The sequence below is a fragment of the Pseudomonas sp. 2822-15 genome (assembly GCF_002742515.1).
Classification (GTDB): Bacteria; Pseudomonadota; Gammaproteobacteria; order Pseudomonadales; family Pseudomonadaceae; genus Aquipseudomonas; species Aquipseudomonas salomonii.
In genome coordinates, this window is the sequence record NZ_LJRY01000209.1 from 187,552 (window position 1) to 214,381 (window position 26,830).

22 protein-coding genes and 1 pseudogene are annotated in these 26,830 nt (G+C 60.7%); 10 read left to right on the top strand and 13 right to left on the bottom strand.

Annotated features, from left to right (window positions below):
- Nucleotides 1-86: 86 nt before the first annotated feature.
- From AOA59_RS23045 to AOA59_RS23055, 3 genes are all read left to right on the top strand, one after another.
- Complete coding sequence (locus tag AOA59_RS23045; RefSeq protein WP_065930060.1) at nucleotides 87-527, top strand: Lrp/AsnC family transcriptional regulator; 441 nt, start codon at nucleotides 87-89, stop codon at nucleotides 525-527.
- 101 nt (nucleotides 528-628) lie between these two features.
- A complete protein-coding gene (locus AOA59_RS23050) occupies nucleotides 629-1,486 on the top strand; it encodes an NmrA family NAD(P)-binding protein (protein WP_099489175.1) in 858 nt (285 codons plus the stop codon).
- Between the two features lie 306 nt (nucleotides 1,487-1,792).
- Nucleotides 1,793-2,251: a transposase gene (locus tag AOA59_RS23055; RefSeq protein ID WP_099489176.1), complete on the top strand. Its 459-nt coding sequence runs from the start codon at nucleotides 1,793-1,795 to the stop codon at nucleotides 2,249-2,251.
- Between the two features lie 233 nt (nucleotides 2,252-2,484).
- On the opposite strand, the gene xylB is transcribed toward AOA59_RS23055, so the two are convergent.
- From xylB to AOA59_RS23085, 5 genes are read right to left on the bottom strand one after another with little or no spacing between them, the layout of a single operon-like run.
- Nucleotides 2,485-3,939: a xylulokinase gene (gene xylB, locus AOA59_RS23065; RefSeq protein WP_099489177.1), complete on the bottom strand. Its 1,455-nt coding sequence runs from the start codon at nucleotides 3,937-3,939 to the stop codon at nucleotides 2,485-2,487.
- Between the two features lie 7 nt (nucleotides 3,940-3,946).
- Complete coding sequence (locus tag AOA59_RS23070) at nucleotides 3,947-4,948, bottom strand: LacI family DNA-binding transcriptional regulator (RefSeq protein WP_099489178.1); 1,002 nt, start codon at nucleotides 4,946-4,948, stop codon at nucleotides 3,947-3,949.
- A gap of 18 nt (nucleotides 4,949-4,966) precedes the next feature.
- Nucleotides 4,967-5,899, bottom strand: a complete 933-nt coding sequence (locus tag AOA59_RS23075) for an ABC transporter substrate-binding protein (RefSeq protein WP_099489179.1) — start codon at nucleotides 5,897-5,899, stop codon at nucleotides 4,967-4,969.
- Nucleotides 5,900-5,932: 33 nt separating this feature from the next.
- On the bottom strand, nucleotides 5,933-6,910 hold the full coding sequence (locus AOA59_RS23080; RefSeq protein WP_017135608.1) for a sugar ABC transporter permease: 978 nt from the start codon (nucleotides 6,908-6,910) through the stop codon (nucleotides 5,933-5,935).
- Nucleotides 6,903-8,435 carry a sugar ABC transporter ATP-binding protein gene (locus AOA59_RS23085; protein WP_099489180.1) on the bottom strand — a complete coding sequence of 511 codons (1,533 nt, stop codon included), beginning with the start codon at nucleotides 8,433-8,435 and terminating at the stop codon, nucleotides 6,903-6,905. Before AOA59_RS23085 ends, AOA59_RS23080 begins: the two co-directional genes overlap by 8 nt.
- Nucleotides 8,436-8,891: 456 nt before the next feature.
- On the opposite strand from AOA59_RS23085, the gene AOA59_RS23090 reads away from it, so the two are divergent.
- The 3 genes from AOA59_RS23090 to AOA59_RS23100 are packed head-to-tail and all read left to right on the top strand — an operon-like array spanning nucleotide 8,892 to nucleotide 11,863.
- Nucleotides 8,892-10,223: a HAMP domain-containing sensor histidine kinase gene (locus AOA59_RS23090; protein WP_099489181.1), complete on the top strand. Its 1,332-nt coding sequence runs from the start codon at nucleotides 8,892-8,894 to the stop codon at nucleotides 10,221-10,223.
- Nucleotides 10,220-10,603, top strand: a complete 384-nt coding sequence (locus AOA59_RS23095) for a response regulator (protein ID WP_099489182.1) — start codon at nucleotides 10,220-10,222, stop codon at nucleotides 10,601-10,603. Before AOA59_RS23090 ends, AOA59_RS23095 begins: the two co-directional genes overlap by 4 nt.
- 9 nt (nucleotides 10,604-10,612) lie before the next feature.
- Complete coding sequence (locus AOA59_RS23100) at nucleotides 10,613-11,863, top strand: EAL domain-containing response regulator (protein ID WP_099489183.1); 1,251 nt, start codon at nucleotides 10,613-10,615, stop codon at nucleotides 11,861-11,863.
- Between the two features lie 188 nt (nucleotides 11,864-12,051).
- On the opposite strand, the gene AOA59_RS23105 is transcribed toward AOA59_RS23100, so the two are convergent.
- Entirely contained in the window at nucleotides 12,052-13,050 is a 999-nt protein-coding gene (locus AOA59_RS23105) for a succinylglutamate desuccinylase/aspartoacylase family protein (protein WP_099489184.1), read from the bottom strand.
- Nucleotides 13,051-13,251: 201 nt separating this feature from the next.
- On the opposite strand from AOA59_RS23105, the pseudogene AOA59_RS23110 reads away from it, so the two are divergent.
- Nucleotides 13,252-13,680 (top strand): annotated as a pseudogene (locus AOA59_RS23110) (TetR family transcriptional regulator C-terminal domain-containing protein); the annotation flags it as partial.
- Here AOA59_RS23110 and AOA59_RS33195 read toward each other — a convergent pair.
- From AOA59_RS33195 to AOA59_RS23140, 6 genes are all read right to left on the bottom strand, one after another.
- Nucleotides 13,636-14,634 carry a DMT family transporter gene (locus tag AOA59_RS33195; RefSeq protein ID WP_099489185.1) on the bottom strand — a complete coding sequence of 333 codons (999 nt, stop codon included), beginning with the start codon at nucleotides 14,632-14,634 and terminating at the stop codon, nucleotides 13,636-13,638. The pseudogene AOA59_RS23110 and the gene AOA59_RS33195 sit on opposite strands and share 45 nt — an antisense overlap.
- On the bottom strand, nucleotides 14,631-15,329 hold the full coding sequence (locus AOA59_RS23120) for an ABC transporter permease (RefSeq protein WP_099489186.1): 699 nt from the start codon (nucleotides 15,327-15,329) through the stop codon (nucleotides 14,631-14,633). The genes AOA59_RS33195 and AOA59_RS23120 overlap by 4 nt, the downstream gene beginning before the upstream one ends.
- A gap of 7 nt (nucleotides 15,330-15,336) precedes the next feature.
- Entirely contained in the window at nucleotides 15,337-16,041 is a 705-nt protein-coding gene (locus AOA59_RS23125) for an ABC transporter permease (protein ID WP_099489187.1), read from the bottom strand.
- Nucleotides 16,041-16,895, bottom strand: coding sequence for a transporter substrate-binding domain-containing protein (locus AOA59_RS23130; protein WP_163005440.1), 855 nt, complete (start codon nucleotides 16,893-16,895; stop codon nucleotides 16,041-16,043). The genes AOA59_RS23125 and AOA59_RS23130 overlap by 1 nt, the downstream gene beginning before the upstream one ends.
- A 24-nt stretch (nucleotides 16,896-16,919) precedes the next feature.
- Nucleotides 16,920-18,914 carry an aminotransferase class I/II-fold pyridoxal phosphate-dependent enzyme gene (locus tag AOA59_RS33350; protein WP_099489189.1) on the bottom strand — a complete coding sequence of 665 codons (1,995 nt, stop codon included), beginning with the start codon at nucleotides 18,912-18,914 and terminating at the stop codon, nucleotides 16,920-16,922.
- Between the two features lie 286 nt (nucleotides 18,915-19,200).
- The gene (locus AOA59_RS23140) at nucleotides 19,201-19,956 is read right to left on the bottom strand and encodes a CDP-diacylglycerol diphosphatase (protein WP_099489190.1); all 756 of its coding nucleotides are present in this window, start codon (nucleotides 19,954-19,956) and stop codon (nucleotides 19,201-19,203) included.
- A 33-nt stretch (nucleotides 19,957-19,989) separates the two neighbouring features.
- Here AOA59_RS23140 and AOA59_RS32445 point away from each other — a divergent pair, with 33 nt between their 5' ends.
- The 3 genes from AOA59_RS32445 to AOA59_RS23155 all read left to right on the top strand — a co-directional run bounded on the left by AOA59_RS32445 (nucleotide 19,990) and on the right by AOA59_RS23155 (nucleotide 26,693).
- Complete coding sequence (locus AOA59_RS32445) at nucleotides 19,990-20,205, top strand: hypothetical protein (protein WP_158235261.1); 216 nt, start codon at nucleotides 19,990-19,992, stop codon at nucleotides 20,203-20,205.
- 159 nt (nucleotides 20,206-20,364) lie between these two features.
- Nucleotides 20,365-25,269, top strand: coding sequence for a glycosyltransferase family 32 protein (locus tag AOA59_RS23150; protein WP_256593104.1), 4,905 nt, complete (start codon nucleotides 20,365-20,367; stop codon nucleotides 25,267-25,269).
- 71 nt (nucleotides 25,270-25,340) lie between these two features.
- Nucleotides 25,341-26,693, top strand: a complete 1,353-nt coding sequence (locus AOA59_RS23155) for a sodium:proton antiporter (RefSeq protein WP_099489192.1) — start codon at nucleotides 25,341-25,343, stop codon at nucleotides 26,691-26,693.
- Here AOA59_RS23155 and AOA59_RS32705 read toward each other — a convergent pair.
- Nucleotides 26,684-26,824 (bottom strand): hypothetical protein, encoded by a 141-nt coding sequence (locus tag AOA59_RS32705; RefSeq protein ID WP_163005441.1) that lies wholly within the window; start codon nucleotides 26,822-26,824, stop codon nucleotides 26,684-26,686. The genes AOA59_RS23155 and AOA59_RS32705 overlap by 10 nt on opposite strands.
- Nucleotides 26,825-26,830 lie beyond the last annotated feature (6 nt).

Genomic DNA, 26,830 nt, shown 5'->3' on the forward strand with positions numbered 1-26,830 from the left:
ACAATTATGGCAATCTGCTGCTTAAGGGCTCCAGCGACATAAAAAGGCAAAAAACTCTATTCACCTTTTGTTATTAGGCAGACAGCATGATTGACACCATCGACCAGCAACTGATCAGCGCCTTGATGGATGACTCGCGCCTGTCGCTCAAGGCCTTGGCGGGCATTACCGGGTTGTCATCGCCCAGCGTCGGCGAACGCTTGCGGCGCCTTGAAGAGCGCGGCGTGTTGACCCACTACACGGTGGATATCGACCCCAGGCATTTTGGCTACCTGCTGCAAGCCATCGTGCGCATCCGCCCCTTGCCGGGCAAATTGCAGGAGGTGGAGCGCCAGATCCAAGCGATCCCCGAGTTCACCGAGTGCGACAAAGTCACCGGCGATGACTGCTTTATCGCACGCCTGCATGTGCGCACCATGGACCAGCTCGACAGCCTGCTCGACCGTCTCAACGCTTATGCCGAAACCAATACGGCCATCGTCAAGAAAACCCCGGTAAAACGCCGTTTGCCGCCCTTGGGTGATTAGTGATTTCGCGTCACTAACGCAGTGACGCAATCGCTATTCTGTCATCACTGGCCGATCTTTATGCTGGGCTCCACTGATTGGAACCCACAGGTATAAAGCTCATGTACGTGATAACAGGCATTACAGGCAAAGTCGGCGGCGCCCTGGCGCGCAACCTCATCAAGGCAGGCCAACCGGTGCGCGCGGTGATGCGCGATGCCGGCAAGGCGGCCTACTGGGCCGATCAAGGTTGCGACGTGGTGTTTGCGCAAATGGATGACGCACCGGCATTAACCGAGGCGTTCAAGGGCGCAACCGGCGTGTTTATCCTGCCGCCTCCCGGGTTTGATCCGCAGCCGGGTTTTCCCGAAGCCCGTGCGGTGATTGCCGCCGTCAGCCAGGCGCTGCAGGCGGCCACGCCGAAAAAGGTGCTGTGCCTGTCGACCATCGGCGCCCAGGCCGCCGAGGTCAACCTGCTGACCCAACGCACCCTGATGGAACAAGCCCTGAGCTCGCTGGACATGCCGGTGACCTTTCTGCGGCCCGCCTGGTTTATGGAAAACGCGCTGTACGACCTGATTGCCGCGCGGGAAACCGGTGTGATCCACAGCTTCCTGCAACCTTTGGACAAAGCCGTGCCGATGATCGCCACCGCAGATATCGGCACCCTCGCCGCGCAGCTGCTGCAACAGGCGTGGGCCGGCCATCGGGTGGTTGAACTGGAGGGCCAGTGGGTCAGCCCCAACGACATCGCCCAGGGCTTGTCGCAGGTACTCGACCGCGACGTGCACGCTGAAGCGGTGGCGCGTGAGACGTGGGAAGCCTTGTTGCGTGCCCAGGGCGCCCAGAACCCCTTGCCACGTATGCGCATGGTCGATGGGTTCAATGAAGGTTGGATCTGTTTTGAGCAGGAGCAGGTGCTTAAAGGGCAAACATCGTTGCTGACGGTGCTGCGCGAACTGGCCGACAACACCCGCTGAGTGTTGCAAACAGACTCCCTGTGGCAAACAGGCTTGTTGTGGCGAGCAGGCTTGCCCTGCGCTGGGCTGCGCAGCAGCCCCAAAACAGCCACCGCGTATTTCCAGGTGTATTGCGTCGTCAGGTATAGGGGCCGCTTCGCGCCCCAACGCAGGGCAAGCCTGCTCGCCACAACAAGCCCGCTCACCACCGGAGGACGATTCAACACAGGGAGATGGGCGTAGACATATCGGGACACGCAAATGTGCCGGGCTGGGGCGATTGCGCTGCTAGCGTCAAAGTCTCTTATTCATGCAAGGAACAACGGAGTGTGTCCTCAACCCAATTCCCATCTGTTACGTCGTGGCCGCTATTCAGAAAATGGTCGAGCATATTTGGTCACTGCCGTGGTGCATCAGCGTCTGCCCTTGTTTCGGGATTTTCAGCTGGGCCGTTTGTTGGTCGCAGAATTTAAACGAACTCATGAAGCGGGCCTGGTCAACTCACTGGCGTGGGTGGTGATGCCGGATCATTTTCATTGGTTGTTCGACCTGAACAACTCAACACTGCGCGATGTGATGCGCCAGACCAAGTCACGCAGCACGCTCAGTATCAATCGAGCCCGAAGCAGCCGAGAACGGTTCTGGCAGCGTGGTTACCATGACCGCGCCGTCCGAGCCGATGAAGATGTTCTGAAAATGGCCCGCTATATCATCGCCAACCCTCTGCGAACCGGGCTGGTCGAGCACATTGGTGATTACCCGCTATGGGATGCGGCCTGGTTATAAAAAGCTTACAGGATGCACCGACCTGTTCCAGCAAACAGGCTCCCTGTGGCGAGCAGGCTTGCCCTGCGCTGGGCTGCGCAGCAGCCCCAAGCCAGCCACCGCGTATTTCCAGGTGTATTGCGTCTTCAGGTATAGGGGCCGCTTCGCGCCCCAACGCAGGGCAAGCCTGCTCGCCACAACAAGCCTGCTCACTACAACAAGCCTGCTGGCAACAAAGAGCTGTGTTCGCAGTGTTAGTCGTGCAGCGCTTTTGCAGCAGTCAGCAAGCCTTGGAATTTGCAATACCGGGCCTTCAGCGTCGTTTGTTGCCGAGCATCCGGCCTGTAGCGCATCTTCACCTTCATCCCCGCCGCCAACAGGTCGATGCCGATCGCCATAAACCCCAACTTCGCCGCCCCCACGCACGCGCTCAGTTCACTGCCGTGCAGCGTGAAGATCTCCCGCTGCAGAATGTTGGCCAGCAACTGCGCCCAATACTCACTGCGGGCCCCGCCGCCGACCAAGGCGCAGGCGGTCACGTCGGCACCGGTCGATTGCACCGCACGCAGCGCATCGAGCAGGCCGAAACCCACGCCCTCCATCACGGCATAACCGAGCATCGCAGGGGTGCAGTCATGCCCCAGGTTCATAAACCCACCGCGCAATAACGGGTCGTTGTGCGGCGTGCGTTCACCGGCCAGGTACGGCAGAAACAACGGCGTCGACAGCGGCACCGGCTGCTCGATGGGCAACTGCGCCTGCACCTGATCCAGCAATGCTTGTTCATCCGGCTGGCCGGTCAAGCGCGTCACCCAGCGCAGACAACTGGCCCCGGCGAGCATGGCGCCCATGGTGTACCAGCGGTTGGGCAAGGCGTGGCAGAAACTGTGCACGGCACTGGCGGGGGTGCCGGCGGCGTGGTCGGTGATGGCGACGATGGCCGCGCTGGTGCCCAGGGTGATAAAGCCGTCACCGGCATTGACCGCACCGATACCCACCGCCGCCACCGGGTTATCGCCGCCACCACCGGCAATCACCACCTCGGGCAACAGGCCCAACCCGCTGACATTCAGTACACCACCCGCCGCGCCACCTTCCACCAGCCTGGGCATGTGGGCCAACGTCAGGCCGGTGGCGTGCAGCATCGGCGCAAACCATTCACGCTGCGCGACGTCCAGCCACAGGGTGCCGGCGGCATCCGACATATCGCTGATGCGCTCGCCCGTCAGGCATAACCGCAGGTAATCCTTGGGCGACAGCACACACTCAATCGCCTTGAATATTTCGGGTTCGTGCTGCTGCAACCACAGCAGTTTGGGCGCCGTGAGCCCGGCCATGGGCAGGCTGCCGGTGGTGTCGGCAAAGCCGCTGCCCAGTTGCTCGGCCTGGGCCACTGCGCGCGCGTCATCCCAAAGAATGGCCGGGTACAGCACACGATTATCTTTGCCCAGCAACACCGCGCCATGCATCTGCCCGGACAGGCCGATGCACGCCACACGCGCAAACGCCGCGTGCTCACGTAACTGCGCCAGCGCCTGCAAACAGGCCTGCCACCAGGCTTCGGGGGCCTGCTCGGACCAGCCGCTGTGGCGCCGTGAAACATTCAGGCGCACACCGGCGTGGGCCAGTACGCTGCCGTCGACGTCCATCAGGATCGCCTTGAGCTCTGAAGTGCCGAGGTCTATGCCGAGGGAAACAGGGTTGCGCATACGTCAGTTATTCCACTTCAATACAGCCACAGGAGTCACGCCGTCGCAGGCTCGGCGCCAGGCGCACGCTTTGGGTGGGGGCGCCGGGCGTGGCCATGCGTTGCAGCAGCATATGCACCGCGCGGGCGCCCAGTTCCTTGACCGGCTGGGCAATCAGGGTGAGGCGTGGCACGAAGAAATCCGCCCAGTCAAAATCGTCAAACCCCACCAGGGCCATCTGGCCTGGCACCTCAATGCGCGCATCACGCAGGGCGTGCATGGCACCCAGCGTCATCAGGTTATTGCCGGCCATGATTGCCGTGGGTGGCACCGGTAACGCCAACAACTGCACGGTGGCTTGCCGCGCAGGCTCGCTGTTGGAACCGCCGTTGACCAATAACTGTGGGTCGAACAGCAACCCCGCGGCCTGCAACGCCGCACGATAACCGGCCACGCGTTCATCGGTAGTGCTCAGCCCTTCGCGCCCGGCAATAAAGCCGATGCGCCGGTGCCCATGCTCAATCAAGTGCGCGACCAGCGCCTGGGTGGATTCGGTGTTCTCCACCCCGACCTGATCAAACTGCGCGCTCATCATGCGGTCCACCAGCACCGTCGGCATCTCGTTGGCCTGCAGATATTCCAACGCGCTGGAGCCGGTCGACGGCGCCAATAGAATCCCGTCGACCCGCCGGTGATGCAGCGCCGTGACCACCCGCAACTCCTGCTCCGGGTCGTCGTGCGGGTCGGCAAACAGCATCATGTAGCCGTGGCGGACGCACTCGGTTTCAATCGCTTGCACGGTTTCACTGAAGTAATGGTTGGACAACGCCGAGATCGCCACGCCAATGGTATTGGTGCTCGAACGCGCCAGCGAGCGCGCCAGGGTGTTGGGGATATAACCCAACGCCTGAATCGCGCGCTGCACCGCCTGCACCGTGACCGGGCTGACCTTGCGGGTGCCGTTCAACACGTGGGACACGGTCGAGGTGGACACCCCGGCCCGGCTTGCCACGTCATCCATGGTGACCACGACGTTTTCCCCTTTAACTCAATGTTTGCTCGACCAGCCGCTGTACGTCGCAACGTTGTCGCGGGTGATCAGTTTTGGCGTGAGCAGGGTAACCGCTTCGGCCGGGGCTTTGTCATTGAGAATGTCATTGCCGACGTTGACGGCAGTCTGGGCCATTGCCCAGGGGTCCTGGCTGGCAGAGGCCTGGATCTGGGTGTCGGTCTTCAGCGCGTTTTCGATATCCGGCGCACCGTCCACCGAGGTGATGATAATGCCGCTGCGCTTGAGCTGTTTGGCCGCCAGGTCGCTGCCGATGGCTTGCGGGTCATTGATCGCGAACAGGCCGTCGATTTTCGGGAAGCGCGTGAGGTAACCCTGCATCACATTCAAGCCCCCTTCCCGTGAGCCTTTGCCGTCCTGGTCATCGGACAGCACCTTGATATCCGGCGCACCGGCCAATGCCGCCTTGCAACCTTTGACGCGGTCGGTCACGGCGGTCACTTGCGGGCCGTTCTGGATAATCACATTGCCCTTGCCCGCCAGCTTGTCCACCAGGTACTGGCAGGCCAGCTTGCCTGCTTCGACGTTGTCGGTTTGCACCGTGGCATTCACGCCTTTGGCGTCCACATCCACCGCCACCACAACAATGCCGGCATCCCTGGCTTTCTTGATCGCCGAGGCCATGGCCGATGGGTCGACGGCATTGAGCAGGATCAGGTCAACCTTGGATGAGATGAAGTTGTCGATCTGGGAAAACTGCTTGCTCAAGTCATAGTCGGCCGACACCGATGTAACTTTCACAGCGGGGTTCAGCTCTTTGGCCCGTGCGGCGGCGCCGTCGGCCAGGGTCACGAAATACGGGTTGCCCAGCGAGCCCATGCTGATGCCCAGGGCTTTGAGTTCGCGGGCTTCGACGCCATGGGACATCAGGGCAGCCAAGGCCATAACGGGAAAGATACGTTTGAAGTTCATACCGGTCTCTCTTGTGATTGTTGTTGAGGTGAATCAGGTACGTGCGCCGGACTGGCGATAGCGATCCAGCGCCACTGCGCCGATGATCACGATGCCCTTGATGATGTACTGCCAGATATCCGATACCCCCAGCAGCACCAGGCCGTTGGTGAGCACCGCGATAATCAGTGCGCCGATCAGCGTGCCGCCGATGGTGCCCACGCCGCCGGTAAAACTGGTGCCACCCAGGATCACCGCCGCAATCGCATCCAGCTCATAGGATTGCCCCAGTTGCAGGCCGTTGGCGGCGAACAGGCGCGAGGCGCTCATCACCGCGCCAAGCCCGGCCAGTGCGCCGGACATGGCATACACAAACAGCAGCACTTTCCACACCTTGATGCCCGACAGCCGCGCCGCTTCCGGGTTGCCGCCCACCGAATAGATCTGCACGCCCATCACGGTGCGGCGCAATATGAACCACGACAGCAGCACCACGGCCACGGCGATGATCACCAGCCACGGCACGCCGAGCACGGAGTCATTGCCGATAAACGCAAACGGCAGGTCGGGGTTGAACACGGTTTTGTCATCGGCCAGCAAACGCGCCAAACCACGCATGGCAGTCAGCGCCCCCAGGGTGACGATAAACGGCGGCAGCCGCATGAAGGCGATCAGCCCGCCGTTGACCAGGCCCAGCAACAGACCGAAACCAATGCCCGCCGCAATCCCGAACATGCCGAACTGCGGCGACATCGATGCCTGCAAGGCCACCACCGCAGACGCCGCCAGAATCGCGCCCACCGACAGGTCAATACCCGCCGTCAGGATCACAAAGGTCATGCCCGCCGCCAGCACCACATTCACCGAGGCTTGCTGGGTGATGATCGACAGGTTCTGCACCGTCAGGAAGTTTTCGCTGGCCAGGGCAAAGCCCACCAGCAGCAAGACCAGCACGGGCAGCATGCCGACGGTGCGCATCAGCTCACGCACGCGTTCGGCCTTGCCGGTTGTTGCAATCATTGAATCAGCCATGGGCAGCCACCTGATCGCCACCAGTGGCGAGGTCGATAATTCGTTCCTGGGAAATGACGTGGCCCGAAGCCCCGCCGACTTCGGCCACTAACTGGCCTTCGCGCATGATCAGCACACGGTCGCAGGTGCCGATGATTTCCGGCAGCTCGCTGGAGATCACCACAATGCCCACACCGGCCAGCGCCAATTGATTGATGATGCGGTAGATCTCGGACTTGGAGCCGATGTCCACGCCACGGGTGGGTTCGTCGAGGATCAGCACGTGCGGCTTGACCTCCAGCAGCCGCGCCAACAGCACCTTTTGCTGATTGCCACCGGACAGCGCGCCAACATTGACCTTGCCCGACGCCACGCGAATCGACAGCGACCTGATCGCATCATGGGCACGTTGCGCCGCGTGCCCACGGTCGAGCACGCCACCGGCATGCGCATCCGGCACACAGGCGCACACGTTGATGTTGTCGGCCACGCTCATGTCCAGGAACAGGCCTTGAGCCTTGCGGTCTTCGGTGAGGTACACGACCCCTGCGCGAATCGCATCCGCCGGGTTTCGCAGTTGAGTGACGCTCTTGCCGACCACTTCCAGGGTGCCGGAAGTGCGCGGGTCGGCGCCGAAAATCAGGCGTGCCAGTTCGGTGCGCCCTGCCCCGACCAGCCCGGCAATGCCCAATACCTCACCGGCGTGCAGGTCGAAGCTGCAATTGCGCACGCGTTTGCCGTCAGCCATATCGCGCACGCGCATCACCACGTTGCCGGGGTTGTAGGCGGCATGTTCCTTCTTGTAGAAACCTGACAGGTCACGGCCGACCATCATTTTTACCAGCACCTCGGCCGACAACGCATCGCGGGTCAGTTCGCCGATGTACTGGCCGTCGCGCAGCACCGAGACCCGGTCCGACAACTCGTAGATCTCGGCCATGCGGTGGCTGATATAGATGATCGCCAGGCCCTGGCTGCGCAGTTGTTTGATCAAGGCAAACAGGCGGTCGGTTTCACGCGATGACAGCGGCGTGGTCGGCTCGTCCATCACCAGGATGCGTGCATGGGCATGCAGGGCGCGGGCGATTTCGACCAATTGGCGCTCGGCAATCGACAGGCTGCTGACGGGCGTGGCGGGTTTGAACTCGGCGCCCCGGCGTTGCAGCACTTCGATGCAGCCTTCTTGCATGCCCTTGCGGTCGATGGTCCAACCACGCCGCAGTTCACGGCCCAGGTAGATGTTTTCGGCCACGCTGAGGTTCGGGCACAGACTCAGTTCCTGGTAGATCACGGCGATGCCGAGGGTCTTGGCAGTGGCGGGGTCAAAGGTGGCGACGGGCTGGCCGTCGATGCGGATTTCGCCGCCGGGGTCGGCCTGGTAAGCGCCGGAGAGGATTTTCATCAAGGTCGACTTGCCGGCGCCGTTCTCACCCATCAAGGCATGGATTTCACCGGGGTAAACCTTCAGGCCGACATTCTTGAGCACGCGCAAACCGTTGAAGGTTTTGCTGATGCCCTGCATCTCAAGCAAGGGTTCAAGGCTCATGGATGAGCTCCTGGATTTATTATTTTTGTAATCGAGTGTTGCCGACTCTATGCCAGATGCATTTGCGCGCGCAAGCGCTTGCGTGAGCATTTTTTGGTTTGATTAAACGTTTCATCATGCGCAAAACGCTGAAATGCATGCCAGGCGCGTCCAGATGCAATGAATTTTAAAGCCCCCCGGAATAAGCCTTCCGCCCTGCCCGCTCTGACCGCCAATGCAAGCGTTGTTGTTCACATCGGGGATCCCAAGGGTGCAGACGTTGGCCACGGCGCGTTGATCTATCCGTTTGAAGGCAGAAAGTTTCCGGAGGGACGCTTTCAGCCTTTGAATCGCCATAATCTCTGCTATTGTCCAAAGACCTCATCTCCTCCTCATCGCTTCAACGCGATCTTCTGTGAGCATGCTCTGCGACACCGCCGCACCGGTGTCGGACCTGAATGTCACGGAAGCCAAGCGATGGACTCAGCCTTACCCGACCCGCCGCAATCGCGCGCAGAAAAGATCGTCGAATTCAAACGCCAGAAAACCCTGCTCAAGACCGGCGCGCTGCAAGACGCCATCTTTAACAGCGCGTATTTCTCCAGCATCGCCACTGACGAAAAAGGCGTGATCCAGATCTTCAACGTCGGCGCTGAACGCATGCTCGGCTATGCCGCCGGTGACGTGGTCAACCGCATTACTCCCGCCGACATCTCCGACCCCGCCGAGTTGATCACCCGCGCCGCCGCCCTCAGCCAGGAACTCGACACGCCCATCACCCCAGGCTTCGAAGCCCTGGTATTCAAGGCCTCGCGGGGCATCGAAGACATCTACGAGCTGACCTATATCCGCAAGGACGGCAGTCGCCTGTCGGCCATGGTCTCGGTCACTGCCTTGCGCAATCGCCACGATACGATCATCGGCTACCTGTTGATCGGCACCGACAACACTGCGCGCAAGCAGGAAGAACTCGAGCGCCAGGGCTTTGAACGCGCGCTGGAAGAAAAAAACCTGGAGCTGGAACACGCCAACCATATGAAGTCCGAGTTCCTCGCGACCATGTCCCATGAATTGCGCACCCCGCTGAACGCGGTAATCGGCTTTTCCGAGGCGCTCAAGGACGGCCTGGTGGGCGACATGAGTGATGTCCAGCGCGAATACATCGGCGATATTTTCACCAGTGGCCAGCACTTGCTGTCGCTGATCAACGACATTCTCGACCTGTCCAAAGTCGAGGCCGGGATGATGGACCTGGAACTGGAACCGGTTGAACTCGCAGGCTTGCTGGCCAACAGTTTGTTGATCGTGCGCGAAAAAGCCGCCCTGCAACGCATCCAACTGAAACTGGACAGCCCGGGTGACTTCGGCACCCTGGCGCTGGACGTGCGCAAGACCAAGCAGATCATCTACAACCTGCTGGCCAATGCGGTGAAGTTCAGCGCGCACGGCAGCTGCGTGACCCTGACCGTGCGTGAAGTCAGCCGCGATCAAGTCGGGCGGATTGCCGGCGACTGGCCCGTGCACAGCTTCGCCCTGTCACCCAGTGTGCAGCAGCAGTTCCTTGAATTGAGCGTCAGCGATACCGGTATCGGCATTGCCGTGGACAACATGGGCAAACTGTTCAAGGCCTTCAGCCAGATCGACAGCAGCCTGGCGCGCAAATTCGAAGGCACTGGCCTGGGCCTGGCCATGGTCAAGCAGTTGACCGAATTGCAGGGCGGCAGCGTGGCGGTGGCCAGCCAACCCGACCTGGGCGCACGCTTTGTGGTGTGGTTGCCATTGCATCGCGCCAGGGAGGCCAGCGAATGACCGACATCCTGATCGTCGAAGACAACGAGGCGAACATGCGCCTGGCGCGGCTGTTACTGGTCAATGCCGGGTACAACGTGCTGTGGGCCGCCGACGCCGAAACCGGCCTGACCCTGGCCCGCGAACAGCAACCGGCGCTGATCCTGATGGATATCCAATTGCCCGGCATGGACGGCCTGGCGGCAACGCGCGTGCTCAAACAAGACCCCCACACCGCGCACATCCCGGTGATCGCCCTGACCGCCATGGCCATGAAGGAAGACTGCGAAAAAACCCGCCAGGCCGGCTGCGACGCGTATGTCAGCAAGCCCCTGAGCTACAAAGAGCTGTACCGCGTGATCGCCACCCTGCTGCCCCCACACACCACACCCTCTGCATGAGTCCTCTCCATGGCCAGCTCACCCGCAACGCTGTTGATCGTTGATGACGAACCCCAGGTTCGCAAGCTGCTGGAAACCCTGCTGCAACATGAGGGCTACCAGACCCTGACCGCCAGCAGCGGCGAAGAAGCCTTGCAATTGGTGGCGCAGCAACCGCCCGACCTGATCCTGCTGGACATCATGATGCCGGGCATGGATGGCTATGAAGTCGCCAGCCAACTCAAGGGCAATGCCGCCACCGCGAATATCCCGATCATCATGCTCACGGCGCTCAGCGAGTCCGAGGCGCGGATCAGCGGCTTGGAAACCGGCGCCGAAGAATTCCTAAGCAAGCCGGTGGAGCATATCGAGTTATGGCTGCGGGTGCGCAACCTGCTGCGGCTCAAGGCCCATGGCGATCAATTGAAAACCCATAGCCTGATGCTCGAACAGCAACTGCAGAATCAACCCCGCGAAACCGTGCATGACCTGGCCCGTGAGGCGCTGGAAAACGACCTGTGTCTGGCGGTGGAGCGCAGCGATTTCACCCTGCATTACCAACCCAAGGTCGAGCTGGCCAGTGGTGCCGTGTGTGCCCTTGAAGCCCTGCTGCGTTGGGACCGCCCCGGCCATGGCGCGGTGTCGCCGGCGGTGTTTGTGCCGTTGCTGGAAACCCTGGGCCTGATCGTGCCCGTCGGCCGCTGGGTCATCGACAACGTGTGCCGCCAGATCGCCGCGTGGCAACGCAGCGATATTGGTGCGGTGGAGGTCTCGGTGAACGTCTCCGGGCATCAATTGATTGAAGGCGACCTGATTGCCGATATCGCCAGCAGCCTGAAAAATACCGGCGTTGAAGCCCATTGGCTGGAGGTGGAACTGACCGAAAGCTCACTGATGGAAAACACCCAGCACACCATCGCCAGCCTGCAACGCCTGCGCGCGATGGGCGTGAAAATCTCCATCGACGATTTCGGCACCGGCTATTCCAGCCTGGCCTACCTGCGGCGCTTCCCGATCGACACGCTGAAAATCGACATTGCGTTTATCCGCGAAGTCACCAGCAACCCGCAGGACGCAGCCATTACCCGCACCATCATTGAACTGGCCCACAGCCTGGAATTGCGCGTGGTGGCCGAAGGCGTCGAATCCCAGGCGCAGTTGGCGTTTCTGAAGGCGGCCGGCTGCGATCAGATCCAGGGCTACTTGTTCAGCCGGCCGTTGCCGATGCAAGAGCTTGAGCGTTTGCTTCTGGAAAAACGCAGCCTGGAACGAGGCTGGTGATGCCGTTGTGGCCAGGCTCGACGGCGTGCCTGAGCTGTTCAGGTTCCTGGGTTCGTGAGCCACACCACAATTGAAAATATGGGAGCGGGCTTGCTCACGAAAGCGGAGTGTCAGCCAATACATCCTTCACTGATACACCGCTTTGGCGAGCAAGCCCGCTCCCACAAGGTGTGTGTGTATCTGGGAATCTAAGGGTCCAGCACCCCGCCGCTGTAGCTGTTCGACAAGCGTGTGCCGGTAAATTTGGCCACCACCGAACCCTGGGCCACCAGGCGTTCGCGGTGGCCTGTCAACATCCGCCCGGTTTGTGCCGCGCGTAAAATCACTTCCGAAGACGGGTCGCCAGGGCGGCCGATGATGCGCGCGAAACGCTCGCCCTCCTCAACCGGGTCACCCAGTTTTTTTTCAAACACCAGCACGCCGGCGCAGGGCGCCAGGACGGTTTCCATGCAGCCCATGTCCACCACCTCGCCCTGCCATTCGCTGATCGTGGCGACTTCATCAATTACGCCATTGATGCACAGCCACGCCCACAGCCCGTCGGCATCTTGTTGCGCGAGCGCGTCGCTGACATCGGCTTGCCCGCGCAATTCGACAGTCGCGGCCAAGCGCGGCGCGCCATGGTTGATGATGGTTTCTTCAAAGGAGCCGTCACCGCCTTCATCCCACACAATCACCACCTCGGCCTGTAATGCGGCCGCCAGTGCCAGACCGTGGTCGGGCCAGAAACTGCGATGAATGTAGAGGTACGGCAGGGCCTCATCGTCGGTGTGCAGGTCCAGCACCAGGTCGGCATCGGCCGCCAACTGCACCAAACTTTTTTGCCATTGCGCCAGGTTGCTCGCCGGGCGTTCCATGGACAGGGAATGATCGAAGGCGCGGTTAAAGTTTTGCCCGGTGGCTTCATGGAAACGCCCGAGCAATTTGCCCTGGCGAAACTGGCCAATGCCAAACGGGTTGGCCTGGGGCAATACGGTCACGCTGCCGCGCAGACGGCCCTGGGCCTGGCACGCCTGCAAGCGCGGCAGCAGTTGATGCAGCACCAGCATTCCGGCGATTTCATCGGCGTGTACGCTAGCCTGCAGGTGCACCTTGGGGCCACTGCCGTCGCCTTCAAAGCGCCAGGCGCCGATGTGCAGCGTGTTGCCGGCATCGCCTGGCACCTGCCACGAAAGGTCTTTTGCCATGCCTTGCCCTCCTCTGATCATTTAATCGCTAGAGATTGAACACACGTTCAATTAACCTGAGCACTCCGGTCTTACATCAAAGGCATTCCCGTGACTGTCGAGCCTCCCAAACTGCGCCGCGCCGACCCCGATGAACGCCGTGACCTATTGGTCGCCGCGACTCTCACCTGCCTGGCCCGCGACGGCCACGCCGGGATTTCGGTGCGGCGCATCGCCGCCCAAGCCGGGGTGTCGGTGGGCTTGCTCAACCACCATTTCGGCAGCATCGACGCGTTGATCGCCGAGACCTACCACAAGCTCGCCAATGAGCTGACCAGCGCGTTATGGGCGCAAGTCGAGCTGGCCGAAGGCGCCGCCGCGCGTCTGGACGCGTTTCTGCGCGCGTCGTTTTCGCCACGGGTGATGGACCCCGACCTGCTCGGTGTGTGGGTGGTGTTCTGGAGCCTGATCCGCCACTCGCCCCACGTAAACCAGTCCCACGAAAACAGCTACCGCGCCTACCTGGCGCTGATCCAGCAACTGCTGGACGACCTGGCCCGCAGCGAAAACCTCAAGATCGACGACAGCCACCTGGCCGCCATCGGCCTATCGGCGATGCTCGACGGGCTTTGGCTCGAGGGGTGTCTGAACCCCGGCACTTTCAGCCCCGCCAACGGGCTGCATATTTGTCGCTGCTGGGTACAGGGGTTGCGTCACGGCGCATTCGGCGCCGACCACGTCCTGTGATTCCGGGTGGCGGGCGCTGAGCATGGCCAGGGTGCCGCTGACCGCGATCAACACCGCGCCGATGATCAGCGACACATCCATCGACGTGCCCCAGATCAGGCTCGAGAGCAAAAAGGCCCAAATCAACCCGGTGTATTCGAACGGCGCCAGCAAGGTCGCCGTGGCCCGACGGAAACTTGCAAACAACAAAAACTGGCCGATGCCGCCGACCAGACCTGCGGCCAGCATCCCCAGCCAGGCCGGGGTCGGCGCCGGGGTGTGGGTCCAGGGCAAGGTCACCGCCATGCACATCACGAATACCACGTTGGTGATCAGCATCTGCTCCAGCACCGAGGTAGCCGGGTCGACCTGGCGCAGCTGGATATAGGTGAACGCCCAGCACAAGGCGGCGGCCAGCGTCAGCATGATGGGCAGCGGATCGACCATGTTGTTCGGGCGACAAGCGATTACCACGCCGACAAAGCCGATGATCAGCGCCACCCATTGCCCACGACTGGCACGCTCCTTGAGGATCAGCGCAGCCAGCAGCGTGACCATGATCGGTGCGGAGAAATACAAGGTGGTCATTTCCGCCAGGGTCAAGTCCTTGGCGGCGGTGTAATACAGCAACCACGCCAGCAGCGAGAGCAGCCCGCGAATGATCAGCCGCTTGCGGCTCACCGAGGTCCATGCCCTGCGCAACAGGCCCATGCGGCCGGCGATCACGCAGGCGCCGACCACCACCAGGCTGCGCCAGAACAGAATGCTGAACACCGAGTAATCGGCCACCAGCCATTTGATCGCCGCGTCCTGCAACGCCAGGAACGCGTAGGCCAGTGAGCACAGGGCAATTCCCTGCAGCGCGCGGTCCTGTTTCATCCCGCCGACCTGCGCAACGGCGTGCCGCGCCGTTCGGCGATGGCGTAAATACCCTCGATCAGGAAGGTCAGGCACAGGTAAACACTGGCCACCAGCAGCAAGGGTTGATAGATCTGCAAGGTCTGTGCACGCACCACGTTAGCCGCGCCCAGCAGGTCGACCACGGCGATGGTCGACGCCAGCGCGGTGGATTTGAGCAGCATCACCGTCTCACCGGCCAGGGTCGGCAACAGCAGGCGCATCGCCCGTGGCAAGCGCACCCGCAGCAGCGCTTGACGCGGGGTCATGCCGAACGCCGCAGCGGCTTCCATTTCGCCCTTGGGCACCGCCAGCAGGCCTCCGCGAATCACTTCACCGACATAGGCGCCCACCGACAGCACCAGGGCAAACACAATGTACCAGTAGCCGTCACGCAGGAACGGCCACACAAAGCTGCCCCGAATCATCGGGAACTGGGCGAACAGGCTGCCCAGGCCGTAGTAGAAAATGTAGATCTGGATCAGCAGCGGCGTACCGCGCAGCACACTGGTGTAGGCCAGCGCACTGCGCGCCAGCCACTTACGGCGTGACAACCGCGCCAGCGCCACCAGCACCGCCGGGGCAAAACCCAGCACCGCGCTGATCAACAGCAACGACAAGGTGGTCTGCAAGCCCTTGGCGATCAGCCCCGCGTAGTAACTTATCCACTCAGGCATGCGCGCCTCACTCGACAACCGGCATCCAGCGACGGATACGTCGCTCCAGGCGCCCGGACAGGTAGTTGGAAGCCAGCGTCACCAGGTAATACAAGGCGGCGGCCGTGAGGTAGAACAGCAAATAATGACGTGTGGAACCCGCCGCCTGCTTGGCGGTGTACAGCAGCTCGTTGGTGCCGACCACGCTGATCAAGGCACTGTCCTTGATCAGGTTGATCCACAGGTTGGACATGCCCGCCAGCGCGTACGGCGCCATGATCGGCAAGGTCACCCGGCGAAACAGGCCAACGCCGTTCAAGCCAAAGGCTCGCGCCGCTTCTATCTGGCCGTGGGGAATCGCCAGGATCGCCGCGCGGAAAATCTCCGACGCATAGGCGCCCTGCACCAGCCCCAATACCAGGATCGCCACCAACGGCCCGCTGATGTTGACCTGGGCAAACCCCAACCACAGCATCAAGGCGTTTAGGCCCATGGAGCCTGCGTAATACAGCAGCAGGATCAGCAGCAGTTCCGGCACCGCGCGAAACACCGTGGTGTAACCGCGCATCAACAGCGCAATCGGGCGCGGCGCACTGAGCTTGGCGCAGGCCACCACCAGGCCGATCAGCAAGCCCACGGCAAATGCGCCGACGGAGATTTGCAGGGTCATCCATAACCCTTTGAGCAGTGCGTTGCCCCATCCTTGGTCACCAAAGCTGAGGAGATCGAGCATTATTCGGTCTTCTGGGCGATTGGCTGGTAGGGGCTGTCACAGGTCTTGCTCACAAACGCCGGCGTGTCGCCGCGCTTGCACGGGCTGACCGACAGGCCGAAGTAGTGCTGGGACAAGTCGTCATAGTCTTTGCTCACCAGCAGCTCACCGATGGCCTTGTCCAGGCGGGCCTTGAGCGCGGTGTCTTCCTTGCGCAAACCGGCGCCGACGCCGCGCCCGATGATCGGGTCGTAGGGCACGCTGGCGATATGCGCCAGGCCGCTGGCTTCCGGGGTCTTGACCATCATGGCGATGGCGGTGTCGTCGGCCATCATGTAGTCGATACGTCCGGCGATCAGATCGGCATTCGCCGATTCCTGGGTGTCGTAGTACTTAAGGTCAGCGATATTTTCGTAGTACTTCTTCAGGTAGTTGGCGCTGACTGTGGAGATCTGCACGCCGATCAGCTTGCCCTTGAGGCCTTCGGGGGTGATGTCCACCGTGGCGCCTTTGGGGCCTGCCACGCCCAGCAGTGAATCGTAATAGGCGCGGCTGAAGGCGATCTGTTTTTCACGCTCATCGGTGACCGACATCGAAGAGAAAATCACGTCGATTTTCTTCGCCAGTAACGACGGGATGATGCCGTCCCACGCCACTTCCTTGATCTGACACTCGGCTTTCATGCCTTCACACAGCTTGTGGATCAGGTCCACTTCAAAGCCCGACCACTGGCCGTTCCCACCTTTTACGGTGAACGGTGGATAGGGTTCGGCCGCCACCGCAAACACGATGGGTTTTTCTGCCGCCAGGGTAAAACCTGCGGTCAACATCAACACTGCACTGCCCAACCACGTTGCCATGCGTTTGCATTTCATGATTTGCCCCGTCTTTTTCTGGAGTTAGCGAGTTTGATGCGCGTTGACGAACTGTCGGCAACGCTCACTGCGTGGGTCGAGGAACACCGCGTCCGGCGTGCCGGTTTCTTCGATCAAGCCTTGGTGCAGAAACGCCACTTTGGACGACACATCCCGGGCGAAGGCCATTTCATGGGTGACCAGGATCATGGTGCGGCCTTCTTCGGCCAGGGAGCGGATCACCCGCAGCACTTCGCCCACCAGTTCGGGGTCCAGGGCTGAGGTGGGTTCGTCGAACAGCATGACTTTGGGGCGCATGGCCAACGCACGGGCAATCGCCACACGCTGCTGTTGGCCGCCGGACAGGAACGCCGGGAATTCGTTGCGTTTGGCGGCCAGGCCAACGCGGTCGAGCAAGGCTTCGGCGCGTTCGATGGCTTCGGCACGGCTTTCGCGCAGCACCTGGGTGGGCGCTTCGATAAGGTTTTCGAGGACGGTGCGGTGCGGCCACAGGTTGAAGTTCTGGAACACCATGCCCAGGGTCGAACGGATGCGCACCAGTTGCTTGGCATCGGCCACCAGTGGCGCACCGGGCATGCCGTAATTGAGCTTGATGCTTTCACCGTCGACATGAATGCTGCCCTGGTCGGGCACTTCAAGCATATTGATGCAGCGCAGCAAGGTGCTTTTGCCCGAGCCGCTGGCACCGATCAACGAAATCACCTCACCTTCGTTGGCCGTAAGCGAGATGCCCTTGAGCACTTCGATATTGCCGAAGCGCTTATGCAGGTCGATCACCTCAATCATCTTGCGCGCTTCGACCGGCGCCAGCACTTCGATTTTTGGCGTCGGCGCCACACGCGGCTCACCGGCAAGCTTGGCGACAAACCCGGCGATACGCTGGCAGGCCTCAGCCAGGCGGGCTTCGCCCAAGGTGAACGACAGGCGCACAAACCCTTGCGCCGGCTCGCCAAACGCCGCGGCATCCAGCACCGATACACCGGCCTCGCGGAACAGACGCCAGGCAAAATCCAAGGAGCCCAGGCCCGTGTCGCGCACGTCCACCAGCACAAACATCCCGGCTTGGGGCGCCTGCACCTTGATGCCGGGGCACGCACTCAGGCCGGCCACGACCAGGTCACGGCGGCGCCGGTAGATATCGCGCATGCCCACCGTCACTTCATCATGGGCCAGCACCGCCGCCGTGGCGGCTTCCATCACAAACCCCGGCAAGCCGTAGAGCATGCTCAGCACCAGGGTTTCGGCGTGGCTGATCATGTCCGGCGAGGCGATCAGCCAGCCGGTTCGCCAGCCGGTCATGGCGTGGGATTTGGACAGGCTGCCGATCACGATGCAGCGCTCGGCCATGCCGGGTAACGCGGCGAGGCTGTGGTATTGGCCGTCGAACACCAGGCTTTCGTAGACCTCATCCACCACGACCCACAGGTCATGGGCAATGGCCAGGTCGGCTATCGCTTGCAGTTCCTGCGGGTTGAGCACCACGCCGGTGGGGTTGTTGGGGTTGGAGAAAAAGATGGCGCGGCTGCGCGGGGTAATGGCGGCGGCGAGCATGCGTGCATCCAGGCGAAACCCGGACTCCGGCGAGCACGGTACGCGCACCAGTGTGGCGCCGCTGGCGTTGAGTGTGGCTTCGTAGGTGACGTACATCGGGTCGAGCACCAGCACTTCATCACCGGCTTGCAGCAGGCACAGGGAACTGATGAACAACGCGTTTTGTGCGCCGGGCACGATGATCACGTTTTCGGCGCTCAGTGAGCGCGCCAGGGTCTTGCTGTAGCGCGCTGCGACGGCCTCGCGCAGGGCGCTGCGGCCCGGGATTTCGGTGTAGTGGGTATCGCCGCTGTGCAATGCGCTGACAGCGGCGTCGGTGATGAACGACGGCGTGGCGAAATCGGGGTCGCCAACGCTGAGGATGATGATGTCTTCGCCCTGGCTTGCGGCCTGGAACGCTGCGTGGTGGATGTCCCAGGCGGCGACGCCCTGCCCTGCAATTCGTTCGACGAAGGGGGAAAACCGCATGCCAGAGCCTCTCGTTCAAGAAGAAAAAGCGCGAACCCGTTGGTGTGCTAACGGGTGGATGGGGTCAACATAGTGCAAACTGAACAGTCGTTCAATGGGTATGTTTGAGGGGGTGTCGTTTATCGAGTGAACAGGTCGTGAATAACATTTCCTGGGGATGGGAGCCTGAATTCTGCATAAGCTGAAAAGCTGCTTTTTTGTGGGAGTGTGACTCCGCTGTCGCTCTAGCCCTTACAGCCTTGCGGAATTCGACATTGATGGGGGTAAGGCTCAGATTGATAGAGGCTTACCGTTGGGTCATCAGGTCACAGCGAGGGTCTTGCAACTCCTCGGCTGAACCCAGGTTCAGTTCAGTCAAGGTGACGTGAGTGCTGAGCAACACAAAGCTGCCATCGTCGCGGGGCGCCATCAGCAGGCTGTACTGGCTCATGCTGCCGCCCTGGGCATCGACGTAGTCACGCAACACCTCCAGGGGGTCGCGCGCATCCGCGTCCGCCGCCGACAACGTGCGGGCACTGTAGGTGTGCCCCATCAGGCGCGTGGGCAATACGCGCCACTGTTCATCGAGGCTGTCGCCCTGTTGGTTGAGGAAAGCGAAGGTATACGGGCGCAGGCAGGCGATGTGCAGGTGGAACTGGTTCTGCGAGCGCCCGTAGCGGGAGTTGATCGCCACCGAGACGAAAGCGTCCGGGATTGCTGTTACCAGGCCCGCCGACAGCACCGCACGGTGCCGCCAGGCCTGGGTAAAGTAATGCGGCAGCAGGTGACGACCCAAGGCCGGGTCTTCAATGCCGGTGATTTTATCCACGGGAATCAACAGGTCCTGGAACGGGCCGTTGCGGTCTTTGAGCAGGCTGTAGCCTCGGTCCAGATCCACCGCCAGGCACGGGCCGGGGTTTTGATGCTGTTGCTGGTCGGGTACACATTGCCGGCTGACGATACGCCACAACGCGTCGGGGTTGCCCCGCCATTGCCAGGCTCCCAGCAATGCCAGCACAGCGAGCAAACCACCAGCGATCTTGAATACGGTACCGCGCTTCATGCAAAAACCTCGACGAGCAGGGAGGGTGTTTTTGTGCCGACATCCCTGTCGTTAAGGCTAACGTTTGGCGGGGGCGAAAAACTCCAGCCCGATTGGATCTTTTATTGCGCCGACAAGAATACGGTCGATATGTGTCAGATCATCGGCCGTCAGGTGCCAGCCAAACACCTCTTTAAACCGGGGCTGCGCCAGTTGATGGACATGATCCGCATGAAAACCATCGGTTCGCAGTTAATGGAAACACATTGAACCTGGGCCAGGCCGGCTGGCCCAGGGGGGGCGAAATATAGGGTAACGACTGAATCGGCGCGAGCAGGGAATCAAACTGAAGCGGCTGTTACGTAAGGGAAATACCTCGTTAGTTCCACGTCGAGGCTCTATTCCCACGCGCACAAGGTCAGCCCCCCTATGAACAGTATTTCCAGTCAGGTCATCGCACGCCCTGCGCCTGCTTCAACGTTGCCTCTGCTCCCCCCGCTCTCAAGGCAAAAGCGTGACACATCTGCCGCGCAGGAAGAGCAGGCCACCCCACGTGCCAATGGAGACAGCGAACTGGCAATGCAATACGCGATCGCCCTGAACCTGGCTGGCCGTCGTACTCAGGTTAACGACTTCGATCACATTCCTCCCCACTCCACCTTTGGCCAATGGTGGCGGCACTTGCATGATGCCTTCCAATCGCCCGATGTTCAGCAGTGGATCAAGGCCTCCGGAATTGACCCCGCCTCGATAAAAATCGATGCCAAATCAGGTCAGATATCCTTTTACCTTGAGCGTTCTCTTGACCCGCTACGCACGTTGCACACGCTGGGTCAGGACGACAGCCAGTGGGCTGCTCTGAGCGGGCCTATCCTTGAGGCCGCAAGCGTCATAGAGGGCGAAATTCCTTTTGCACCTCCCGTCAATAGCCCGGACGCACCCGTGCCCTGGAGGCTGGTCGGTCGGTTTTATCAGGAGCCACAGAACCTGACGCAGTCCGGCATGCTCAAGCGAGCGGACGAAATCAGCCACCGGACGTATAACTTCAATCCCCTCGACCCAACCCGCTTCGCGGACAAGATCCAGGCGCGCAGCGAAGAAACACTTCAGCATCAGAAAGCGGCGCTGGGTGACATTCACAACTGGCACCGGGCAGGCGCTGCACTGCAACGCCTGGCGATGGCTCTGGAAGATGGCAGTAAAGAGATCGAGGCACTCCAGACCGAGTTGAAACAGGCGCTGCCTCTGTCGGCAGTCAGCACCTATCGGGCACCCGGCATTGGCGCCTCAAACGAAGTCAGCCTGCAGCAGTTTCTACAGGATCATGGCTGGGATATCCCCACCAACTCCGAGCAACTGGAGAACCTGGCCAGTGCCCTCCTCACGCCGAATTTCAAGGCCGCCCCCCATGGCAACCTGGGCGGCGCGCTGGCGTGGCCCGAACCGCTCGCGCAGGACGACCAGACACGACTGAGAAGTTATATCAGCGAGGGGAAATTCGGCGACCTCAGTTTAAAACCCTTCAAGAATGTCCTGGACTATCTGCTCAACGGCCGAGCGGTCTCCGCGCAGGAGCAGCGCAATCCCAGACAACTGATCGACAGTTTGATCAGTTCACCCCGGGGAGCGGCACTGGGCGAGGCCATTCAAGCCACATTCGAAGCGCGCTCCGTTAAAGGCAGTGCCAACGACTGGCTGCTGGCAGCCTTGGGCGTGGGGAAATACCCCAATGGCGGCGGTGCAACAAGTATTGATGGCTACCCACTGGTGTCGGCGAACAACAGCCACAAATCGCCATCGACGGTGGTCAAGGAGCTGGAGTCGCATATGCTCGCCGGCGGCCGCGCCGACTCCGCGCAAACAGCATCAGTACAGGCCTACGCCATGCTTGCCAGTCGCGCGCCGCAGTTTCTGGTCGAGGGTATCCCCAAAGAGGTGACGGTGGGCTCACACAGCTGGGTCAGCTTCACCACGGCGGTTGCCCGCGTGGAAGCAAAAGCGCCGGGCGCGACAGCCAAAATGGACTATGCGCAAATCATGCTGGCGGCCGACACTGCACCAATCTCGCACGAGGAAAGGCAGATTGAATATGCTGCCCAGAACGAAGGGATCAAAGCATGGGCTGTTGCCAATGGTTTGGGTTATCCAACGAGTGATACCGACTTGGATGAGGTGCGCAAGGCCTACGACCTGCATGTCGGCGAAATGAGCGAAGCGGCCGCACTGCCAACCCCCGAGGCGCCGACCACCAAAGCCATTGCGCTCGAACATCTGAAAAAAACCTTCCCCGACATGGACCCCGCGCTGTTTGAGCAAAAGTGCATTGAGTCCAAACCCTACACCTACCAATTCCCCGGCCCCTACTCACTGTTGGACCTGTACATCGATGGCAGAGCGCTCAGGTCCCCACCACCGGACTCCGACAGAGGTGAGCGCGGGGCGTGGGTCTCATCATCAGACAAAATTGATATCAACGATGCACTGGCAAAACTCAAACCCCTGCCGGATCCCGTCAAGCAATTCAACGCGGACTTTCGCGAGTACGCTGATTCCGTGAAGAAGATCACGTCGGCGCAACTCAAGTTTCTGATTTCCAAACTGCCTCTGGAAGACCGGCAGAATCTGGAGTTCGGTGAAATCGCCGTGCGCAGAGAAATTGACTACGATAGCCCCAGTCATCCCCTGCGTACTGAAGAAGGGGTGCTGTTGGTCGAGACCCGACGCACTGTCAACGGCCAAATCAATGTCATGACCTACGCCATCGACCGACTGAAGGGCACTGTCACCCGGCGGCCGGGCAAGGTTTATAAAGAAAGCCAACCCTCCGAGGGTTGGTATTCTGCCCGAGGCAAACGATACGACCGAATAAAACCCGAGGGTGAGTACCCCGCAGGGATAACGCAAGAACGCGAAGGCGCTACAGGCGTACCGAAGAACTTTGCCAGCGCCAGAACCCAGTACCTGGTCGATGCAATGGTCGAGGACATGGAGTTGCCTGCGTTGGGCGCCTACTCCAGGGGAACCACGACCTTTCAGACCGAACACCGCACTGTCGAAACTATTCGCGAGGTCATACTGGGCCTGATCCCGTTCAGGTCCGCCATTAAGAACTTCAACGAAGGCAGGACTGCTGACGGCGTTGTCGACCTGGCGTTCGATATCTTTGGTTTCGTGGTCGGCGTCGGCTCCGCCGCCAGGGCCGCGAGAGCTTCGTTCGCCGGTGCTTCCGCGCTGTCGAAAGCTGCCAAGGTGTTTAAGATTGTTGGGCGGGCGGCAGCAAGCTCGCTCAATCCGTTGGGGGGTGTTGATGACCTCGCGCGGGGGGCTGCAAGGGGGGTGAAGTTTGTAGCGGGCAACGCCCACAAAGGCGTCAATTACCTGCGCGGTTCTTACCGCAATGTCGACCTGTTGAAATTGGCAAAAAAGGCCGATATCGCTGAAGGAACATTCAGGGCTACCAACAGTGCTCACCCCAGTAAGGCCCTGGCTAAATTCGATGAGGCGACCCGGAAGTGGTACGCCGTGGATCCGCGCACGCAACAGGCCTATGGCACACCGCTGGAGAACTTTGTCCCGGCCGTGCCCACGCCCGGCGACGCGAACAGTTTGCGCGCAATCGCCAGCGACGACGCCATCCGGACCGCAAGCCAGCAGCACGGCCTGGCAGCCACCGGGACGACCAGGGTGGGGCAAGCAACAGTCGAGCGCCAAGCCGTGATGTTTCAGGGCAATTGGCATGAATACGATGCGGTGAAGCAGCGCGCGATTGGCCCCCCCTTGAAAGACTTTCAACCCAACCGCGTGGCTGCCAGTGGAGATGTACGCTCGCTGGACGACCTGCACGGCTACGAAGCCCGCTACATCGCGGCGGACGAGTTATCGACCACGGGCTTGCAGAACAACGTGTTTGTCGGGCGCAGTAAACGGGAATATGTGAAGGTTGATGGCAGGCTCTTTGAGTCCCAGGTCAAAGACGGCCAGCGCGTCATCCGCCATCCGGACGGCACGAGCCCCGCCATACCTGTCAAGGATCTTGGCCCTTCAGGGTGGGCCCCTATCTCCCGCTCCGAACGCCTGCTGGGAGGCGCCAGTGGAGCACCGACGCCTTTCAGGTTGGGGGATGGAGTCTTCGTCGTGCCGATGGACGATATTAAACGCGTGGAAACTTCAGGCAATCCTTTCAGGCTCAATTACAAAAACGTCGATCAGGAAGTTCTCTTCGACAGCACAGCCGGTGCATGGAGAAGTACCCACGAACAAGGTAAGCACTATTACTGGCGAAGCGCCAAAGGCCAATGGCAACGGGGAACACTTGAAGAATCCAGAAAGGCTAAGAAAGCCACCGACCACCACTATAACTTTGTTGATATTTCGTCGATCCCCAGAATTCCCACACAACTGGCCCCCGTGCCCAAAACACTGAACTACTTTTGGGCGGGCCAGGAAATCCCCGCCCACTTGGTGGAAAACATGGCCAAAAACGCCTCCCGAGCTCCCGGGTATAAATCAGTCCTGCACGTGGACGCCGACAGCCCTGCTGTTTTTAAACAAATCGAAAGCAAATTGAAGGAGAAAGTGCCTGGCGTGACGGTGCTCAACCTTAATGAAGATACCGCATTCAAACAGTTGAAGAACGGTGAAATGTACAGCTACTTCCGACAAGGCCAAGGGAAGAATCTGGCCGCCGCTTCGGATGTAGCCCGCTACCCGATCATGAATAAGCACGGTGGTTTTTATCTGGACACCGATGATCTCATCCAAAGCAACGTCGATGCCGTCGATATAGCCGCAGGTGCCGACGATGTGCTGCTCGGTTTGCCCGTGACACATCAAGTGGCCGATTATAAAACGTTCTATAACACCAGTAACTTTGCTACGCGCCCCGGCAACCCGGTGCTTGACGAGATGATCAGGGAGATGAATAAACGGTTTGCGGCTAACAAATCCTACTTTACGAACAATCGACCGACGGTCACCCGCGGCGCCGATGGCAGCGTCCAATTCACCCCGGAGTTCAAGGAATACGAGGCAAAAATATTCGATACCGTAGGGCCGAATATGTTTAACGACACGCTTAAAACGAAAAGGCCCGACATGTACGACTTGGGTTTGGATGGCCTCACTAAAGAAGCAACGTTGGTCGATGGCAAACTCGTGTCGCAGGGTCCGGTCGTCAACATTCAACAAAGGATGAGTGAGGCCTATGCGCATCAGGGCATGGTGGTGCCAATCATAGCGCCCGTACAGATCAAGCAGACCAAGGAGCATTACTTCCCGCTTCGCTACAAATTCAATGTGAGAGTGGGGGCCGACCATTCCTGGATCAATACCTGATCGAATCTGATTGAACCTGCACCGAGCCGTGGTCCTCCAACCGAGATAGACCACGGCCCGGTACATGCTCGATGACGTTTATTTTATGGATGGCCGTACTCGGCGCCGTACTGCTCACCCTCGCCCTCACCTCCTCCTACCTGCGCTGGATGCCGGTGACCACCTCGGCGGTGTGCCTGCTGCTGGGCGTCGCCATTGGCCCGCTGGGCGTCGACCTCCTGGGCTTGGATATCAAAGGCTCGGCGCGCTGGATGGAGCACCTGACCGAAGTCGCGGTGCTGTTCTCTCTATTTGTCAGCGGCTTGAAACTGCGCCTGCCGCTCAAGCATCGTACCTGGCGCGTAGCGTTTGGCATGGCCGGGCCGGTGATGCTGCTGACCATCCTTGGTGTAAGCCTGGCGCTGCATTATGTGTTCGCGTGGTCCTGGGGCGTGTCGCTGCTGGTCGGCGCGATTCTGGCACCGACCGACCCGGTACTGGCCGGGCTGGTCCAGGTCAATAATGCCCAGGACTATGACGCGCTGCGGTTCGGCTTGTCCGGTGAGGCCGGTTTGAATGACGGGACTGCCTTTCCGTTTGTGATCTTTGCCCTGCTGTTTATGCAACACGGCGGGTTTGATGGCGACTGGTTCGGTGGCTGGGTCCTGAAAAACCTGGTGTGGGCGGTCCCCGCCGGATTGTTGATCGGTTATTGGATGGGGCGTGGTATCGGCCGTGTGACCCTGTGGTTGCGTATCACCCATGCCGACAGCACCTTGTCCCCCAACGACTACCTGACCCTGGCGCTGATTGCCCTGGCCTATGTGGCCGCCGAGGCCGTGGGCGGTTACGGCTTTTTGTCGGTGTTCGCCGCCGGGCTGGGTTTGCGCCAGGCGGAGTTCCGCTCCACGGGGCACTCGCAGACGCCCTCGGAGCATTTGGCGTTGCCGGTGGTGGGCCATCTGGAAGTGGAACCTGAGCGGGCCCTGCAAGGCGATGTCAGCGAACTGCAAGATACGCAAATTGCTGCCGGCGTGATGATGGGCGACATGCTCTCGTTCGGCAGTTTGGTGGAACGCTCGATGGAAGTATTCCTGGTGACCGTGCTGGGCATTGTGCTGGCCAGCCACTGGGATTGGCGGGCGCTGCCGGTGGCTGCGCTGCTGTTTTGCGTGATCCGGCCATTCAGCGTGCTGGTCATACCCTGGGGCCGCCTGATCAGCACGCGGCAGCGCGGCTTGATGGGCTGGTTCGGCATTCGCGGTATCGGCAGCATTTACTACCTGTTCTACGCGCTGAACCACGGGCTGGTCGGCACCAGCAGCGCGTTGGCGGTAAACCTGACGATTTCAGTGATCGCCTTGAGCATCGTCGTTCATGGCCTGAGCACCCAACCGATGCTGGCCTGGTATGAACGACGCGCCAAGGCGAACCCTCAGTCCTGATGTTCGGTGTTGCCTACATCCGCGGCATCATCCAGATCGTTGAGCGGTACTTCTGCATCATCCATCAATGAGCCCGGGTCTTCGTTGCCCGGGTCATTGAGTTCTTCTTCATCATCGAGTTCCTGGGACATGACTGT

Bases quoted from the DNA above. Each gene is read 5' to 3' on its own strand.
- AOA59_RS23045 (WP_065930060.1), top strand. From the start codon at position 87: ATGATTGACACCATCGACCAGCAACTGATCAGCGCCTTGATGGATGAC.
- AOA59_RS23050 (WP_099489175.1), top strand. From the start codon at position 629: ATGTACGTGATAACAGGCATTACAGGCAAAGTCGGCGGCGCCCTGGCG.
- xylB (WP_099489177.1), bottom strand. From the start codon at position 3,939: ATGCGCAACCCTGTTTCCCTCGGCATAGACCTCGGCACTTCAGAGCTC.
- AOA59_RS23075 (WP_099489179.1), bottom strand. From the start codon at position 5,899: ATGAACTTCAAACGTATCTTTCCCGTTATGGCCTTGGCTGCCCTGATG.
- AOA59_RS23080 (WP_017135608.1), bottom strand. From the start codon at position 6,910: ATGGCTGATTCAATGATTGCAACAACCGGCAAGGCCGAACGCGTGCGT.
- AOA59_RS23085 (WP_099489180.1), bottom strand. From the start codon at position 8,435: ATGAGCCTTGAACCCTTGCTTGAGATGCAGGGCATCAGCAAAACCTTC.
- AOA59_RS23090 (WP_099489181.1), top strand. From the start codon at position 8,892: ATGGACTCAGCCTTACCCGACCCGCCGCAATCGCGCGCAGAAAAGATC.
- AOA59_RS23095 (WP_099489182.1), top strand. From the start codon at position 10,220: ATGACCGACATCCTGATCGTCGAAGACAACGAGGCGAACATGCGCCTG.
- AOA59_RS23100 (WP_099489183.1), top strand. From the start codon at position 10,613: ATGGCCAGCTCACCCGCAACGCTGTTGATCGTTGATGACGAACCCCAG.
- AOA59_RS23105 (WP_099489184.1), bottom strand. From the start codon at position 13,050: ATGGCAAAAGACCTTTCGTGGCAGGTGCCAGGCGATGCCGGCAACACG.
- AOA59_RS33195 (WP_099489185.1), bottom strand. From the start codon at position 14,634: ATGAAACAGGACCGCGCGCTGCAGGGAATTGCCCTGTGCTCACTGGCC.
- AOA59_RS23120 (WP_099489186.1), bottom strand. From the start codon at position 15,329: ATGCCTGAGTGGATAAGTTACTACGCGGGGCTGATCGCCAAGGGCTTG.
- AOA59_RS23125 (WP_099489187.1), bottom strand. From the start codon at position 16,041: ATGCTCGATCTCCTCAGCTTTGGTGACCAAGGATGGGGCAACGCACTG.
- AOA59_RS23130 (WP_163005440.1), bottom strand. From the start codon at position 16,895: ATGAAATGCAAACGCATGGCAACGTGGTTGGGCAGTGCAGTGTTGATG.
- AOA59_RS33350 (WP_099489189.1), bottom strand. From the start codon at position 18,914: ATGCGGTTTTCCCCCTTCGTCGAACGAATTGCAGGGCAGGGCGTCGCC.
- AOA59_RS23140 (WP_099489190.1), bottom strand. From the start codon at position 19,956: ATGAAGCGCGGTACCGTATTCAAGATCGCTGGTGGTTTGCTCGCTGTG.
- AOA59_RS23150 (WP_256593104.1), top strand. From the start codon at position 20,365: ATGAACAGTATTTCCAGTCAGGTCATCGCACGCCCTGCGCCTGCTTCA.
- AOA59_RS23155 (WP_099489192.1), top strand. From the start codon at position 25,341: ATGACGTTTATTTTATGGATGGCCGTACTCGGCGCCGTACTGCTCACC.
- AOA59_RS32705 (WP_163005441.1), bottom strand. From the start codon at position 26,824: ATGTCCCAGGAACTCGATGATGAAGAAGAACTCAATGACCCGGGCAAC.